Origin of the sequence: Streptomyces sp. NPDC004327, assembly GCF_042873935.1 — a bacterium.
Taxonomy (GTDB): domain Bacteria; phylum Actinomycetota; class Actinomycetes; order Streptomycetales; family Streptomycetaceae; genus Streptomyces.
In genome coordinates, this window is sequence record NZ_JBIAME010000001.1 from 408,928 (window position 1) to 422,467 (window position 13,540).

The 13,540-nt window shown below is 73.4% G+C and carries 15 protein-coding genes; 7 read left to right on the top strand and 8 right to left on the bottom strand.

Annotation, left to right across the window (positions count from 1 at the left end):
- The first annotated feature begins 13 nt into the window (after nucleotides 1-13).
- A complete protein-coding gene (locus tag ACFYU9_RS01745) occupies nucleotides 14-1,003 on the top strand; it encodes a lysophospholipid acyltransferase family protein (RefSeq protein ID WP_389342932.1) in 990 nt (329 codons plus the stop codon).
- Here the strand turns inward: ACFYU9_RS01745 and egtD are convergent.
- Genes egtD through egtA form a run of 4 tightly spaced genes read right to left on the bottom strand, consistent with a single transcriptional unit; the run spans nucleotide 898 to nucleotide 5,196 of the window.
- Nucleotides 898-1,863: an L-histidine N(alpha)-methyltransferase gene (egtD, locus tag ACFYU9_RS01750; protein ID WP_389209877.1), complete on the bottom strand. Its 966-nt coding sequence runs from the start codon at nucleotides 1,861-1,863 to the stop codon at nucleotides 898-900. The genes ACFYU9_RS01745 and egtD overlap by 106 nt on opposite strands.
- Nucleotides 1,860-2,612, bottom strand: a complete 753-nt coding sequence (gene egtC / locus ACFYU9_RS01755) for an ergothioneine biosynthesis protein EgtC (RefSeq protein ID WP_389341390.1) — start codon at nucleotides 2,610-2,612, stop codon at nucleotides 1,860-1,862. Before egtC ends, egtD begins: the two co-directional genes overlap by 4 nt.
- Entirely contained in the window at nucleotides 2,612-3,931 is a 1,320-nt protein-coding gene (gene egtB / locus ACFYU9_RS01760; RefSeq protein WP_389341393.1) for an ergothioneine biosynthesis protein EgtB, read from the bottom strand. The genes egtC and egtB overlap by 1 nt, the downstream gene beginning before the upstream one ends.
- Nucleotides 3,928-5,196, bottom strand: a complete 1,269-nt coding sequence (gene egtA / locus ACFYU9_RS01765; RefSeq protein ID WP_389341396.1) for an ergothioneine biosynthesis glutamate--cysteine ligase EgtA — start codon at nucleotides 5,194-5,196, stop codon at nucleotides 3,928-3,930. Before egtA ends, egtB begins: the two co-directional genes overlap by 4 nt.
- A 164-nt stretch (nucleotides 5,197-5,360) precedes the next feature.
- On the opposite strand from egtA, the gene ACFYU9_RS01770 reads away from it, so the two are divergent.
- From ACFYU9_RS01770 to ACFYU9_RS01780, 3 genes are all read left to right on the top strand, one after another.
- Nucleotides 5,361-6,182, top strand: a complete 822-nt coding sequence (locus ACFYU9_RS01770; RefSeq protein ID WP_389341399.1) for a TIGR02452 family protein — start codon at nucleotides 5,361-5,363, stop codon at nucleotides 6,180-6,182.
- Nucleotides 6,183-6,263: 81 nt separating this feature from the next.
- On the top strand, nucleotides 6,264-6,440 hold the full coding sequence (locus tag ACFYU9_RS01775; protein ID WP_389209886.1) for a hypothetical protein: 177 nt from the start codon (nucleotides 6,264-6,266) through the stop codon (nucleotides 6,438-6,440).
- 82 nt (nucleotides 6,441-6,522) lie between these two features.
- Nucleotides 6,523-6,897, top strand: coding sequence for a hypothetical protein (locus ACFYU9_RS01780; RefSeq protein WP_389209888.1), 375 nt, complete (start codon nucleotides 6,523-6,525; stop codon nucleotides 6,895-6,897).
- A gap of 70 nt (nucleotides 6,898-6,967) precedes the next feature.
- Here the strand turns inward: ACFYU9_RS01780 and ACFYU9_RS01785 are convergent, their stop codons facing one another.
- From ACFYU9_RS01785 to ACFYU9_RS01795, 3 genes are all read right to left on the bottom strand, one after another.
- The gene (locus tag ACFYU9_RS01785) at nucleotides 6,968-8,374 is read right to left on the bottom strand and encodes a flotillin family protein (RefSeq protein WP_389341402.1); all 1,407 of its coding nucleotides are present in this window, start codon (nucleotides 8,372-8,374) and stop codon (nucleotides 6,968-6,970) included.
- An 82-nt stretch (nucleotides 8,375-8,456) separates the two neighbouring features.
- Nucleotides 8,457-8,681, bottom strand: coding sequence for a hypothetical protein (locus ACFYU9_RS01790; RefSeq protein WP_389209892.1), 225 nt, complete (start codon nucleotides 8,679-8,681; stop codon nucleotides 8,457-8,459).
- A 119-nt stretch (nucleotides 8,682-8,800) separates the two neighbouring features.
- Nucleotides 8,801-10,072 carry an MFS transporter gene (locus tag ACFYU9_RS01795; protein WP_389341405.1) on the bottom strand — a complete coding sequence of 424 codons (1,272 nt, stop codon included), beginning with the start codon at nucleotides 10,070-10,072 and terminating at the stop codon, nucleotides 8,801-8,803.
- A 248-nt stretch (nucleotides 10,073-10,320) separates the two neighbouring features.
- Here ACFYU9_RS01795 and ACFYU9_RS01800 point away from each other — a divergent pair, with 248 nt between their 5' ends.
- From ACFYU9_RS01800 to ACFYU9_RS01810, 3 genes are all read left to right on the top strand, one after another.
- Nucleotides 10,321-11,343, top strand: coding sequence for a LacI family DNA-binding transcriptional regulator (locus ACFYU9_RS01800; protein ID WP_389209897.1), 1,023 nt, complete (start codon nucleotides 10,321-10,323; stop codon nucleotides 11,341-11,343).
- A gap of 33 nt (nucleotides 11,344-11,376) precedes the next feature.
- Nucleotides 11,377-11,703 (top strand): hypothetical protein, encoded by a 327-nt coding sequence (locus ACFYU9_RS01805; protein WP_389209899.1) that lies wholly within the window; start codon nucleotides 11,377-11,379, stop codon nucleotides 11,701-11,703.
- A 127-nt stretch (nucleotides 11,704-11,830) separates the two neighbouring features.
- Entirely contained in the window at nucleotides 11,831-13,018 is a 1,188-nt protein-coding gene (locus ACFYU9_RS01810; RefSeq protein WP_389341408.1) for a thiolase family protein, read from the top strand.
- An 88-nt stretch (nucleotides 13,019-13,106) separates the two neighbouring features.
- Here the strand turns inward: ACFYU9_RS01810 and trxA are convergent, their stop codons facing one another.
- Nucleotides 13,107-13,472: a thioredoxin gene (gene trxA / locus ACFYU9_RS01815; RefSeq protein WP_389209902.1), complete on the bottom strand. Its 366-nt coding sequence runs from the start codon at nucleotides 13,470-13,472 to the stop codon at nucleotides 13,107-13,109.
- Nucleotides 13,473-13,540: the final 68 nt, after the last annotated feature.

Genomic DNA, 13,540 nt, shown 5'->3' on the forward strand with positions numbered 1-13,540 from the left:
CACCCCCGCCGCCGTGTCGCCGTGGCTGCCCACGGCACCCTGTACGCCCGGCCGGTGCTCCGCGCACCCCGGGCCGGTGGCCGCGGCCCGCGGCGCGGTCGCGGGCGTGCTCCGGCTGGTGGCCGGGCTCACCGCGGTGCTGCTCGGCGTGCTGCTGTCCCCGCTCGCGGCACCGCTGCCCGCGGCGGGGCGCCGGCACCTGGTCCGCGGCTGGTGCCGGAGCGTGCTGTGGGCCTTCGGCGTACGGATCCGGGTCACCGGCCGGGCCGTGCCGCCGTCCGGACCGTTGCTCGTCGTCGCGAACCACATCTCCTGGCTGGACATCCCGCTGATCGCCGCCGTGCTCCCGGGCCGGATGCTCGCCAAGCGCGAGGTGCGCGGCTGGCCCGTGCTCGGACCGCTCGCCGCGCTCGGCGGGACCCTGTTCATCGACCGCGACCGGCTCAGGAGCCTGCCGGGCACGGTCGGCGCGATGGCGTGCGTCCTCGCGGGCGGCGGCCGGGTGATCGTCTTCCCGGAGGGCTCCACGTGGTGCGGGCGGGAGCGGGGGGCGTTCCGGGCGGCCGCGTTTCAGGCCGCGCTGGATACCGGATCCGATATCCAGCCCGTACGGATCGACTACACACCTGTGGGAGCCGCCGCGTACGTCGGGGACGACTCCCTCGGGGCCTCGCTGTGGCGGATCGCGACGGCACGCCGACTGGTCGCTGAGATACGGATATTGGATCCGATATCCAGCATCCAATATCCGGGATCCAGTGCCCAATATCCCGGATCCGGTATCCGATATCCCGACCGCCGCGCCCTCGCCCGCGCCGCCCACACCGCCGTCGCTCTGGATCCGATCTCCGACATCCAGAATCCGGTCTCCCGGGCCCTCCTCCCCGGCGTACCCGCTCAGCCCACCGTCGCCAGGGAGAGCGCGAACCGCCCCGCCTCGTCCGTCCACCAGCGCGACAGCGTCAGCCCGGCCTCCGCCAGCTCCGCCCGCACCCCCTCCTGACGGAACTTCGCCGAGATCTCCGTCCGCAGCTCCTCACCCGCCTCGAACGGCACCACCAGATCCAGCTCCGGGATCTTCACCACGAGCGCGTGCCGCGCCCGCAGCCGCATCTCGATCCACTCCTGCTCCCGGTCCCACAGCGCCACATGGTCGAAGTCCTCCGGGCGGGCGTCCGCCCCGAGCTCGCGGTCGATGACGGAGAGCACGTTCTTGTTGAACGCCGCCGTCACTCCGGCCGCGTCGTCGTAGGCCGCGACCAGCGTCGCCTCGTCCTTCACCAGGTCGGTGCCGAGCAGCAGCGCGTCACCGGGCGCCAGCATCCCCCGCACCGCCCGCAGGAACTCCCGCCGCTCGGCCGGCAGCAGATTGCCGATCGTGCCGCCCAGGAAGGCCACGAGGCGCGGCCCCGGCGTCGCCGGCAGGTCGAGCCCATGGGTGAAGTCGGCCACCAGGGCGTGCACGGCGAGATTCGGCAGGTCGGCGAGGAGCGCCGCGCCCGCGCCCTTCAGCGCCGACTCGCTCACGTCCACCGGCACGTACGCGGCCAGTCCCGGCAGCAGGGCGTCGATCAGGTGCCGGGTCTTCTCCGAGGACCCGGAGCCCAGCTCCACCAGGGTCCGCGCCCCGGTCGCCGCCGCGATCTCCGTCGAGCGGGCGATCAGGATCTCCCGCTCGGCCCGTGTCGGGTAGTACTCGGGCAGCCGGGTGATCTCCTCGAACAGGTCGCTGCCGTGCGCGTCGTAGAACCACTTGGGCGGCAGCTCCTTCGGGGTGCGGGTCAGACCGTGGAGCACGTCGGCGCGCAGCGCGGCGCCCGTGGCGTCCTCGGGGAGGGTGCGGGTCAGCTGGAAGGGGCTCACGGGGAGGGCTCCTCGATCGGGCTGAGGACGACGTCCACGCGCGACGCGGCGAGGACCGTGCGGTCCGGCACCGGCGTCCAGCGCGGATCGTCGTCGTACGGTTCGGAGGCCACGACCGTCCGGCCGGGCCCGGTGAGATACCAGAGCGAATCCCCCCACGCGGTCGCCGCGATCGACGTCCCGTCGGTCAGCAGCAGATTGAGCCGGGCGCCCGGGGCGGCCTCCGCCACCTCCCGCACGGTGCCGGCGAGCGCCCGCCCGGGCGCCTCGCCGGACCGCAGCCGGTGCAGCACGAGCGCCCACACCAGTGCCGAGTCCGTCCGCGCCTCCAGGGCGAGCAGCGCCGGGGCGGGCAGCGTCGCCGCCACCGGCGCGAGCGCGTCCGGCCAGCCGGGGACGGCCCCGTTGTGGCTGAACAGCCACCGGTCCGCCGCGAACGGCGCGGCCGCGGCCTCCCCGTCCGCGCCCGCCACGGTGGCCCCGCGCACGGCCGCGAGCAGCGCCCCGGTCCGCACCACCCGGGCCAGGTCGGCGAAGCCCGGGTCGCCCCAGATCGGGGCGGCCCGGCGGTAGCGGGCGGGCACCGGATCGCCCTCGGCGTACCAGCCGACGCCGAAGCCGTCCGCGTTCACCACCCCGCTGCGCTGCGACTTGGGCTCCCAGGACTGCCGCTCCAGGGAGTGCGGGGGCCGCAGCAGCAGTTCGCCGACGGCCAACGGGTCGCCGACGAAGGCCAGATGACGGCACATCAGACGGGCTCCGCGTTCCGCGCGGTGCGGAAGCCGGAGAAGATCTGGCGCCGCACCGGCAGGTCCCAGTTGCGGAAGGTGCCCCGGCAGGCCACCGGGTCGACGGCGAAGGAGCCACCGCGCAGCACCTTGTGGGCGGGCCCGAAGAAGACCTCCGAGTACTCCTTGTAGGGGAAGGCCCGGAAGCCCGGGTACGGCAGGAAGTCGCTCGCCGTCCACTCCCACACGTCACCGATCAGCTGCCGCACCCCGAGCGGGGACGCGCCCCCGGGATAGCTTCCGGCGGCCGCGGGCCCCAGGTGCCGCTGCCCCAGGTTGGCGTGTACGGGGCCGGGGTCGGCGTCGCCCCACGGGTAGCGGCGCGAGCGTCCGGTCGCCGGGTCATGCCGGGCGGCCTTCTCCCACTCGGCCTCCGTGGGCAGCCGGCGCCCCGCCCAGCGCGCGTAGGCGTCCGCCTCGTACCAGCTCACGTGCAGCACCGGCTCGTCCTCGGCCACCGGCTCGGTCACCCCGAACCGGCGGCGCAGCCACCGGCCGCCCTCGTGCCGCCAGAACAGCGGTGCCTCGACGGCGTGTTCACGGATCTGCGCCCAGCCCTCGGGGTGCCACCACCGCTCGTCGCGGTAGCCGCCGTCGGCCATGAAGGCCAGGTACGAGCCGTTGGTGACGGGCACGGTGTCGATGAAGAACGACGGGACGATCCGGGTGTGCGCGGGCCGCTCGTTGTCGAGCGCCCACGGCTCCTCGGACGTCCCCATGGTGAACGGGCCGCCCGGCACCAGGACCTCGCGCTCCAGCGGGCCGCCGGAATCCCTGGCCGGCGGGGGAGGAGCGGACAGCGCCGGCGGCCCCTTCCGCAACTGATGGGTGATCAGCATCGTCTCGTCGTGCTGCTGTTCGTGCTGCGCGATCATCCCGAACGCGAAAGCCGCCTCGACCAGCGGCCCGGCCCCGTCGAACCGGGCACCGTCCAGGACGTCCAGGATCCGGCCGCGTACGTCCGCCGCGTACGCCCGCGCCTCGGCGGGCGGAAGCAGCGGCAGCGACGGCCGGGTCGCGCGCGGATGCTCGAAGGCGTCGTACAGCGGGTCGATCTCGGGACGCAGCGCCTCCCGCCCGCCGACGGCCCGCCACAGCCACTGCTCCTCCTGGTTCCCGATGTGCGCCAGGTCCCACACCAGCGGAGACATCAACGGCGAGTGCTGGGCGGTCAGTTCACCGTCGTCCACGCACGACGTCAGCAGCGCGGTGCGCTCACGCGCCCTGGTCAGCGCCACCACCGCCCGCTGCTTCAGATCCTGTTCGGCCGGCGCGGTCATGACGCCACCTCCTGCAGTTCGTCGGCCGGGCACGCGCCCCGCAGCACATACCGTTCGTGGAACGCGGCCACCGCGCCCGTCACCTCCGCACCCGCCCCGATCCGGGGCAGCGCCTCCAGAGCGGCGGCGAACACCGCGCGCGCGGCCGTGCGCAGCGCCGGATCCGTGAGCCCGTCCCGCGCCGCCACCCGCCACAGCGGATTGCGCGGCGCCGGAGCGGGCCCGGCGAGCGCCGCCAGCGGCGCGACCGCCCGCTCGGCCGCCTCGGCGGCCACCGGATCCTCGAAGAGCGCCGTGGTCACCGCCACCGGCACCATCCAGCCGTCCCGGCCGGACTGCGCGTCGATCATCCGCAGCTCCAGATGCCCGCGCGGCCGCACCGGCGGGAAGAGGGTCGTCAGGTGATAGCGCAGGTCGTCCGCGTCGGCCCGGCGCGGACGACTCGTGCGCAGCCACTCCCGGAAGGTCAGCCCCTCCGGCACCGCCCACGGCCCGCGCTCGGTCCGCACGCACATCACCGGCGTGTCCAGAACGTGCGCCGCCCACTCCGCGCGCGGCTCGCCGTCCGCAGACGGGGCGAGCGCCCGCGACGGATCGAGGTCCGTCCACAGCGCCTGCCGGGTCGACCGCCAGCCGGTCCGCCGGCCGCCGTGCACCGGCGAGTTCGCGAACGCCGCCACGAGCACAGCGCCCAGCAGATGCGCGAGCCGCCAGCGCCGCCGGTAGCCCAGCGGCCCCGGCCCGTCGACCCCGGCGTCCAGACAGACCTGCACCGACGCCGACTCGCACATCATGGCCCGCCCGGCAGGCCCCGTACGGCCGAGGACGATCTCCATGGCGTCGTAGCGCGGCTCGTGCAGCACACGCGCGCGGGGCGCGTGCCACGGGTCGACCCCGTAACCGCTGAGGCCGAGTCCGAGCGAGGCGAGCGCCTCCCGCACCGCCCGGAGATCGGCGGCGAGCGAGTCCAGGCACTCCATGAGCGAGGCGGCGGGCAGCGAGCTGAGCTCCAGCTGCCCACCGGGTTCGAAGGTCAGCGCCGCCGTCAGCGGCAGCGCACGAACGGTGTCGATCGCCGCGGCCAGCCGGCCGGGCGGGACGGGAAGACGGGGATCGCGCAGTTCATGGACGAGCCACTCCAGCTCCGCCCCGACCGTGCGCGGCGGCCCCGTCTTGAAGCAGATGCCCCGCAGCAGGGCCTCGGCCTCCTCCTCCGACAGCGGAGGACCGCCCCGGGGTATGCCGCTCGACGACGGTGTCGTCATCGCTCCACCTCCTGGGAAAGCGCTGATTCCACCTAAAGCCACGACTCCGGGGCGTGCAAGAGCGCCTCCCGGGCCACGGTCGGCCCCCGGTTCGGCCACGCCCGTACCACGGGCCGGGAAAACCCTTTGTGGCCCCGTACACCGGTCGATCATGCTTTCGGGACATGAGCGCACGACTGCGGGCCCTCGCCCGCGAGACCGAGGAGATCGTGGCGGCGGGCCGCTACACCGCACCCGACGGCCGGACCGTCGACATCGCCGCACAGCTGGCCGCCGCCCTGGCCGGAACCACCCTGCACGGCCCAGAACCCGTCTCCGTCGCCCCCGGCACCGACCGCACGACCACCCTCCAGGTGACCGGCGAGAGCAGCCTCGCCGCCGCCCGCCGGATGACCCGCGAGGACCCCGGCACCCCCGTCGCCGTCCTCAACTTCGCCTCCGCCCGCAACCCCGGCGGCGGCTACCTCAACGGCGCCCAGGCCCAGGAGGAGGCCCTGTGCCGCTGCTCCGCCCTGTACGCCACCCTGCTGCGCGCGCCCGGGTACTACGAGCACCACCGCGCCGAAAGAGACCCCTTCTACACCGATCGGGTCATCCACTCGCCCGGCGTCCCCGTCTTCCGGAACGACGGCGGACGGCTGCTCGACGAGCCCTTCACCGTCGGCTTCCTCACCTCGCCGGCGCCCAACGCCGGAGTGATCGAGCGCCGCACGCCCGAGCTCGCCCACCGCGTCCCGGCCGCCCTCGCCGCCCGCGCCGAGCGGGTCCTGGAGACCGCCGCCGCGCACGGCTACCGCCGGCTCGTGCTCGGCGCCTGGGGCTGCGGGGTCTTCCGCAACGACCCGGCGCGGGTCGCGGGCGCCTTCAAGGAGCTGCTCACCGGCGACGGACGGTTCGCCCGCCACTTCGACGAGATCGTCTTCGGGGTCCTGGACCGCACCCGCGACCAGGCCACCCTCGGGGCCTTCCGGCGTGTTCTGGGCTGACCGGGTGACCGGGCCCGCCTGACATGCGGCTCTCCTGCCCCCGTGCGAGTCTGGAACGAGATCCAGCCAGGAACGGGAGGCATGATCGTGGGCAAGAAACAGACCCGGGTCAACAAGGGCGCCCGTACCGGTGGCCACGAGCACCGCACGGCCGCCGCCGCCAAGGAGACCCCGCACGAGCCCGCCAGGTCCGAGGCGCCACGCCCGGTCCTGGACGTCACCTCGCACCGCAAGGAACGGAAGTTCGGGCACAACTGAGGCACGGAACCGGGGCGGTTGACCGTCGAGGGGACGGCGTGTGGATGATGTACCTCCGTTCACGCTCGTCCCTGGGGGGAACATGCGCATCATCCGCCGCACGGCCGGCGCCGCCGTCCTGTCCGCAGCCCTGTTCGCCGCACTCACCGCGTGCGGCACGTCCGAGCCCAAGGCCGACGGGGCGCCGGAACCGGGCACCTCGGCGCCGACCGCTCCCGCGAACATGGCGCAGGGCGGCGGGGAGTTCATGGCCGACCTCGCCGGCGGCAGCGTCGCCGGCGCGGCGGCCCAGATCACCGGTTCGATGCAGTTCGAGGACGCCTCCGGTCAGGGCCGTTCGGTACCCATGAACGCCGAGGACTGGAAGATCTGCACGCAGAACCCCGCGCCCGGCGCCCGCATCGAGCCGGGGCAGACGATCGTCCTCGGCGCGGTGAAGAAGGACGAGAAGTGCTGACCGTGTGAGCCGTACGCGAAAGGGGGCCCGGCGCGATCCACCGCGCCGGGCCCCCTTTTCGCGTGCCCGGTTACGTGTCGTCGCCGACCGTGATCTCCTCCGTACGCTGCGCGGGCACCGCGGCGGCGGGAACGGCGCCGGCCGGAGCGTCCGGCTTCATGTTGGCGAGCAGCTGACGGGCCAGGCCGAGCCCGGTACCGCCCATGGTCAGCGCCTTGGCGAACATCTCCGCCATCCCGTCGGCGCCGTTGAGCAGGACCATCTGGTCGACGTTGCCGAACGCCGACGCGCCCGCCTCCACGATCTCCGGCCACCGCTCGGCGAGTTGCTGCGCGACCACGGCCTCCTGGTTCTCGGCCAGGGCCGCGGCCCGCGCCTTGATCGCCTCGGCCTCGGCGAGACCCTTCGCCCGGGTGGCCTCCGCCACCGCGAGACCCTTGGCATGGGCCGCGGCCGCCTCCGCCTCACCCGTCACCCGGGTGGCCGTCGCGGTCGCCGCGCTCGCCAGTTCGGTCTTCTTCGCCTCGGCCTCGGCGGCCAGGATCCGCGCGTCGCGCTCGGCCGCCGCCAGCGTCCGCTGCTCGTACGCGCGCGCGTCGGCCGGCTTGCGGACGTCCGCCTGGAGCTGCTGCTCCCTGCGGTCGGCCTCCAGTTGGGCGACCCGGGTCTCCTCGACCACGACCTCCTGGCGGGCCGCCGCATCGGCCAGCGGACCCGCCTGCCGCGCCTTCGCCGCCGCCTGGTCCCGCTCGGCCTGATAGCCGGCCTGCAGGATCTCGCTGTCCCTGGTCGCCTCCGACATGCGCGCCGCGGCCATCTGCTCCGCCTCGGTCGCCCGTCGGTTGGCCTCCGCCTGCGCGATGCGGGCATCGCGCTGGACGGCCGCCGCGTGCGGCGCGGCCAGGTTCTTGATGTAGCCGGTGGGGTCCTCGATCTCGTGGATCTGGAGCGAGTCCACGATCAGCCCCAGCTTCTCCATCTCCGTGCCACAGGCCTGCCGGGCCTGCCCGGTCAGCTTCTCCCGGTCACGGATCATGTCCTCGACCGTCAACCCGCCCACGATGGAACGGAGATGACCGGCGAAGACGATGTGCACCCGCTCCGACATCAGCTTCTGCTGGTCGAGGAAGCGACGGGCGGCGTTGGCGATCGACACGAAGTCGTCGCCCACCTTGAAGATCACGACACCCCGCACCTTCAGCGGGATGCCCTGGTGCGTGACGCAGTCCACCGACAACTGGGTCTCGTTGAGGTCCAGCGACAGCTTCCGCACCGCCTGGACGCCGGGCACCACGAGCGTGCCCCGTCCGGTGACGATCCGGAAGCCCATGCCCTCGCCGAGGCCCTCCGTCTTGTGGTTCGAACCCGAGATGACCAGCGCCTCGTTGGGCTCGGCGACGCGCCACATCATTTTGAACAGAGCGATCAGAACGACGACGGCGCCTGCGACGACGCCCGCCAGGATCCCGAGGCTCATGGGCCAGTTCCCCCTTCACCGGAGCCGTGCGGTTCCGGTGAAGGGAGTGTGCGCCCGGGGCACCCGGCGATCAAGGGAGCGGTCAACTGTCATACGCGGCTGTGACATACACGGTGCGCGGAGGGAGATATTCCATGACCACGACCACCGTGCCGAGCTCGATCCGGTCCGCGCCCGAGGCCGGGTACGCGAGGAAGTGCTCGGCCCCGCCCCGGATCCGGACGATCACCTCGCCCACGAGGCCGGGGCCGACGGTGCCGGTCACCCGGCCGAGCATTCCCACCATGGAAGCGTCGTCCATGGGCACACGGTACGTCAGAAACCGCAGTTCGGGGCGGAGATGACCACGCGGGATACGGATCTTCGCGCGGTACGGACCGCGTTCGGGGCGGATCGGCGTACTGACCGGTCCGGCGTACGGACCGATCAGCGTACGGAGCGGATCGGACGCACCGCGAGCGCGCCGAGCACCGACAGCACGGCGGCGACGACGAACAGCGCGGTGTAGCCGCCGCTGAGCGAGACGATCACCGAGGCGACGAACGGCGCCACGATCTGCGGCCCGGCGTTGGCGACGTTCAGCACGCCCATGTCCCGGGCCGCGTCCTCCGCCTTCGGCAGCACCATCGTCACCAGGGCCGTGTCCACCGCCATGTAGCAGCCGAAACCGAGGCCGTTGACGACGGAGAAGGCGAGCATCGCGGGCCAGCTCGCCGAGACGGCCGGGATGACCAGCGCGATGGCGGCGAGCGCGGCCGAGGCCCCGACGAACAGCTTGCGCCGGTCGAAGCGGTCGGAGAGCCAGCCGCCGAGGACCGTGGACACCACCATGGCCACCGCGTTGAGCGGCGTCAGGATGGCGACCGCCGCCTCGGCGGTCATGCCGGCGGGCAGTTCGGTGTGGTCCTTGAGGATGTAGAGCTGGAATCCGGCCACCGCGAAGTAGCCGAGGATCAGCAGCGCCCGGCCGATGAACGCCCAGCGGAAGTCATGGGCCTTCAGGGCACTGCCGAAGGCGGCGAGCTGCGCCTTCACCGGCATCGGAGCCCTGGCCGGCATGCGCTCCTCGCGGGCGAAGGAGGTGAACAGGACGGCGGTCGCGGCGACGATCGCGCCGAAGACGAGGTAGCCGGTGCGGTAGTGCTCCGAGAAGGCGGCGCCGACCAGCGCGCCGATGGTCGAGCCGACGGGCAGGCCGAGGCCCACGGCGGCCGACGCCTTGCCGCGCGAGGCGAGCGGCACCCGGTCGGGCACCACGGAGGTGAGGGCCGCCTGGTAGATGTTCATCACGGCCTGGCCGAGGCACCAGGCGATCATCACCAGCAGGATGGTGTGCACGCTGCCGAGCAGCAGCATCACCGGCAGGGCCAGCAGACCGCCCGCCAGGATCCACGGGTTGCGGCGCCCCGAGCGGTCGGAGAGCGCCCCGGCCACCGGGTTGAAGACGGTCGCGAAGATCGCGGAGACACCCGAGACCAGACCGAAGTTCGCCACCTTGTCGGCCGGCGCTATGTCCTCGATCTGGAGCGCCAGAAGCATGCCGGGAACGCCGATGTAGAGCGCGTACATCGCGGTGTTGCCGGCGAGCAGCAGCGGCAGCAGCCCGCGCGTCGGCCGCGGGCCGGCGGGGGAGACGGGGCCGGCGTCGGCGGCGCCGGGAGCGGCGCCGGGGGACGTGCCGGGAGAGGAAAGGGCCACGTTGCCCTCCTGGAGTGATCGCCCGATGCGGGGGCGGGGAGCGGAAATGAACGAGGGGTGGTGCGAGTGCGCGGCGCGCGTGGTGAGGCGCTTGGTGACGCGCGCGTTCATGCGCCGGGTGGTGCGGATGGTGTGGGTGGTGACGGTGTGGTGACACGTGTCAGTGACGCGTGTAAACCTTGTGTAGCACTCGAATCCGGCCATCCGCCAGACCCTGCGCCGGATCGTTCTGGAAAGATGCCGAATCGATGAGCCAGTCACCCAAGGCGTCCGCCGGACGCTCCGTCCCCACCAGCGCTGATGTGGCGCGGCTCGCGGGGGTCTCCAGGGCCACCGTGAGCTACGTCCTGAACAACACCGCGGCCGTGCGGATCAGCGAGCCCACCCGCCGCCGTGTCCGGGAGGCCGCCGAGGAACTCGGCTACGTCCCGCACGCGGCCGCCCGCAGCCTGCGCGCCGGCCACAGCCGGACCGTCCTGCTGCCCACCGCCCATGTGCCGATCGGCCCGCTCTACAGCCGCTTCCTCAGCGAGCTCCAGTGGGCCCTGCGCCGTCTCGACTACACCGTGGTGCAGCACGGCAGCGTCGGCCTCGACCCCGACGAGGCCGCCCGCGCCTGGGCCGAGCTGCGGCCGGTGGCGGTGATCTCGCTCGGTCAGGTGGAGCTGACCGCCGGCGGCGTCGAGCTGCTCAAGCGGGCCGGCGCCCGCGCCGTCATCACGCTCGGCCCGCAGCGGATCGAGGGCACCCACGCCCTCGTCATGGACCAGACACGGGTCGGTCACGTCGCCGGTGCCCATCTCGTCGAGCGGGGCCGCCGGACCATCGGCGTCGTGATGCCCGAGGAGCCCGGCCTGGAGATGTTCTCCGTGCCGCGCCTGGCGGGCGTCCGGGCCGCCGCCGAGGCGGCCGGCGCCACCGTCGTACCGCTCCCGCTGCGGTACGAGGAGGAGCCGGCGGACGCGCTCGCCGCGCGCTGGCGCGAGCTGGGCCTGGACGCGGTCTTCGCGTACAACGACGAGTACGCGATGCTGCTCGCGCGGGCCCTCCAGGACGCCGGGATCACGATCCCGGACGACACCGCCGTGGTCGGCGCGGACGACCTCGTGCTCGGCCGGCTGCTGCGGCCGCGGCTGAGCACGGTGCACGTCGACATGGTCGGCGTGCGGGAGCTGGCCGAGCTGGTCGACCGTGCGGTCCGCGACCCCGAGGCCGCGCCCGAGCGGCACGAGCTGCTCGACTCGCGGGTGGTGCACCGCGAGTCCAGCTGAGCGCCGACGGCCGCACCGGCTTAGCGTCGGGACATGAGCACACACGCCAAGAGCCCGCGCCCGAAGGGCAGGCATCCGCAGCGCTTCGAGATCATCCTCGTGCCCGAGCACGTGGAGGACCGCGGCGGCGCCTCCGTGGAGGACAGCGCCGTCCGCTCCGCGGTCGTCGAGGCGAGCGGACGTGTCGGCGAGTCCGGCTACCCGATCTACGAGGGACACGGCCTGGTCGCCGACATCGACCCCGAGACACGGACCGTGGAGAAGCTGCTCGTCGACGGCCGGGAACTCGACTACGGCCTGACCGCGCTGATCAGGGGTCCGGAGACCGCGGAGCGGGGCGGCGGCACCAAGGGCCGTTGACAGAACGGTCGGCCGGGCGGAGACTCGGGCCCGGCGGGGGCGAAGTTTGTTTCACCAGGCGAACAGTTCCGGGTGAGCGAAGCCCTCGTACGGTCCGTCCAGGCGCAGGTCACGTGGGAGAGAACCGATGAGCATCCGCGACGTCTACATCGTCGACGCCGTCCGCACCCCGATCGGGAAGTTCGGCGGCGCACTCTCCGCCGTCCGCCCCGACGACCTGGCCGCCCATGTCGTCCGCGCCCTCGTCGACCGCAGCCCCGCCCTCGACCCGGCCCGCGTCGACGACGTCTTCTTCGGCGACGCCAACGGCGCCGGCGAGGACAACCGCGACGTGGCCCGCATGGCCGTGCTGCTCGCCGGGCTGCCCGTCTCCGTCCCCGGCGTCACCGTCAACCGGCTCTGCGGCTCCGGCATGGAGGCCGTCATCCAGGCCGCCCGGGCCATCGCCGTCGGCGACGCCTCCGTCGCCATCGCCGGCGGCGTCGAGTCGATGTCGCGTGCCCCGTGGGTGCTGCAGAAGCCCGAGCGCGCCTTCCCGGCCGGCCACCAGCAGCTGCACTCCACCACCCTCGGCTGGCGCATGACCAACCCGCGGATGCCCGCCGAGTGGACCGTCGCCCTCGGCGAGGGCGCCGAACTCGTCGCCGACAAGCACGCCCTCAGCCGTGAGCAGCAGGACGCCTTCGCCCTCGCGAGCCACCAGAAGGCCGCCGAGGCATGGGCCAAGGGGCTGTACGACGGCGAGGTCGTCCCCTACGGGGGCGTCGACCTGGCGCGGGACGAGTGCATCCGCGACAGCACCTCGATGGAGGCCCTGGCCAAGCTGAAGCCCTCCTTCCGCCCCGACGGCGGCACCGTCACGGCCGGCAACGCCTCTCCGCTCAACGACGGTGCCGCGGCCCTGCTCCTCGTCGACGAGGCCGGCCTGCGCGAGACCGGACGCGAACCGCTCGCCCGGATCCGCGCCTCCGCCGTCACCGGCATCGAGCCGCAGCTCTTCGGCCTCGGCCCGGTGCAGGCCGTGCGCCGCGCCCTGGACAAGGCCGGGCGCGGGTTCGCCGACCTGACGACCTTCGAACTGAACGAGGCGTTCGCCGCCCAGTCGCTCGGCTGCCTCGCGGAGTGGCCGGAACTGGACCCCGCCGTGGTCAACCCGCGCGGCGGCGCCATCGCCATCGGCCACCCCCTCGGCGCCTCCGGCGCCCGCCTCGCCGGCGCGGTCGCCCACCAGCTCGCGGCGGCCGGCTCCGGCACGGGCCTCGCGGCGCTCTGCATCGGCGTGGGCCAGGGACTCGCGCTGGTCCTGGAGCGCTGACCCTTCCGCGCGCGCACGGGTGAGGGTTTCCGGTGACTTCCGGAAACCCTCACCCGACGGCCCGCGGCCCCTGGTGCCGCCTCCGGCGCTACTGCTGCTGCGCCTCGGAGATGGACTTGCGCACCTCGTCCATGTCCAGCTTGCGGGCCTGACCGATGACGTCCTCCAGGGCCGCCTCCGGCAGCGCGCCGGGCTGGGCGAAGATCGCGACCTTGTCACGCACGATCATCAGGGTCGGGATCGAGCGGATCTCGAACGCCGCGGCCAGCTCCTGCTGCGCCTCGGTGTCCACCTTCGCGAAGACCAGGTCCTCATGGCGCTCGGACGCCGCCTCGAAGACCGGACCGAACTGACGGCAGGGACCGCACCAGGAAGCCCAGAAGTCGATCAGAACGAATTCGTTGTCGCTCACGATCTGGTCGAAGTTGTCCTTGGTGAGCTCTACGGTGCTCATGCTGCCTGCCTCTCCGGGGGCGGTCTCCTGGCGGTTTCCTCACGGTCCCCTCGGGACCCGCCACGCAC

What these genes read in the sequence shown, in the direction of transcription:
- egtC (WP_389341390.1), bottom strand. Translation starts at nt 2,612, where the DNA reads ATGTGCCGTCATCTGGCCTTCGTCGGCGACCCGTTGGCCGTCGGCGAA.
- egtB (WP_389341393.1), bottom strand. Translation starts at nt 3,931, where the DNA reads ATGACCGCGCCGGCCGAACAGGATCTGAAGCAGCGGGCGGTGGTGGCG.
- egtA (WP_389341396.1), bottom strand. Translation starts at nt 5,196, where the DNA reads ATGACGACACCGTCGTCGAGCGGCATACCCCGGGGCGGTCCTCCGCTG.
- ACFYU9_RS01770 (WP_389341399.1), top strand. Translation starts at nt 5,361, where the DNA reads ATGAGCGCACGACTGCGGGCCCTCGCCCGCGAGACCGAGGAGATCGTG.
- ACFYU9_RS01775 (WP_389209886.1), top strand. Translation starts at nt 6,264, where the DNA reads ATGATCGTGGGCAAGAAACAGACCCGGGTCAACAAGGGCGCCCGTACC.
- ACFYU9_RS01780 (WP_389209888.1), top strand. Translation starts at nt 6,523, where the DNA reads ATGCGCATCATCCGCCGCACGGCCGGCGCCGCCGTCCTGTCCGCAGCC.
- ACFYU9_RS01785 (WP_389341402.1), bottom strand. Translation starts at nt 8,374, where the DNA reads ATGAGCCTCGGGATCCTGGCGGGCGTCGTCGCAGGCGCCGTCGTCGTT.
- ACFYU9_RS01800 (WP_389209897.1), top strand. Translation starts at nt 10,321, where the DNA reads ATGAGCCAGTCACCCAAGGCGTCCGCCGGACGCTCCGTCCCCACCAGC.
- ACFYU9_RS01805 (WP_389209899.1), top strand. Translation starts at nt 11,377, where the DNA reads ATGAGCACACACGCCAAGAGCCCGCGCCCGAAGGGCAGGCATCCGCAG.
- ACFYU9_RS01810 (WP_389341408.1), top strand. Translation starts at nt 11,831, where the DNA reads ATGAGCATCCGCGACGTCTACATCGTCGACGCCGTCCGCACCCCGATC.
- trxA (WP_389209902.1), bottom strand. Translation starts at nt 13,472, where the DNA reads ATGAGCACCGTAGAGCTCACCAAGGACAACTTCGACCAGATCGTGAGC.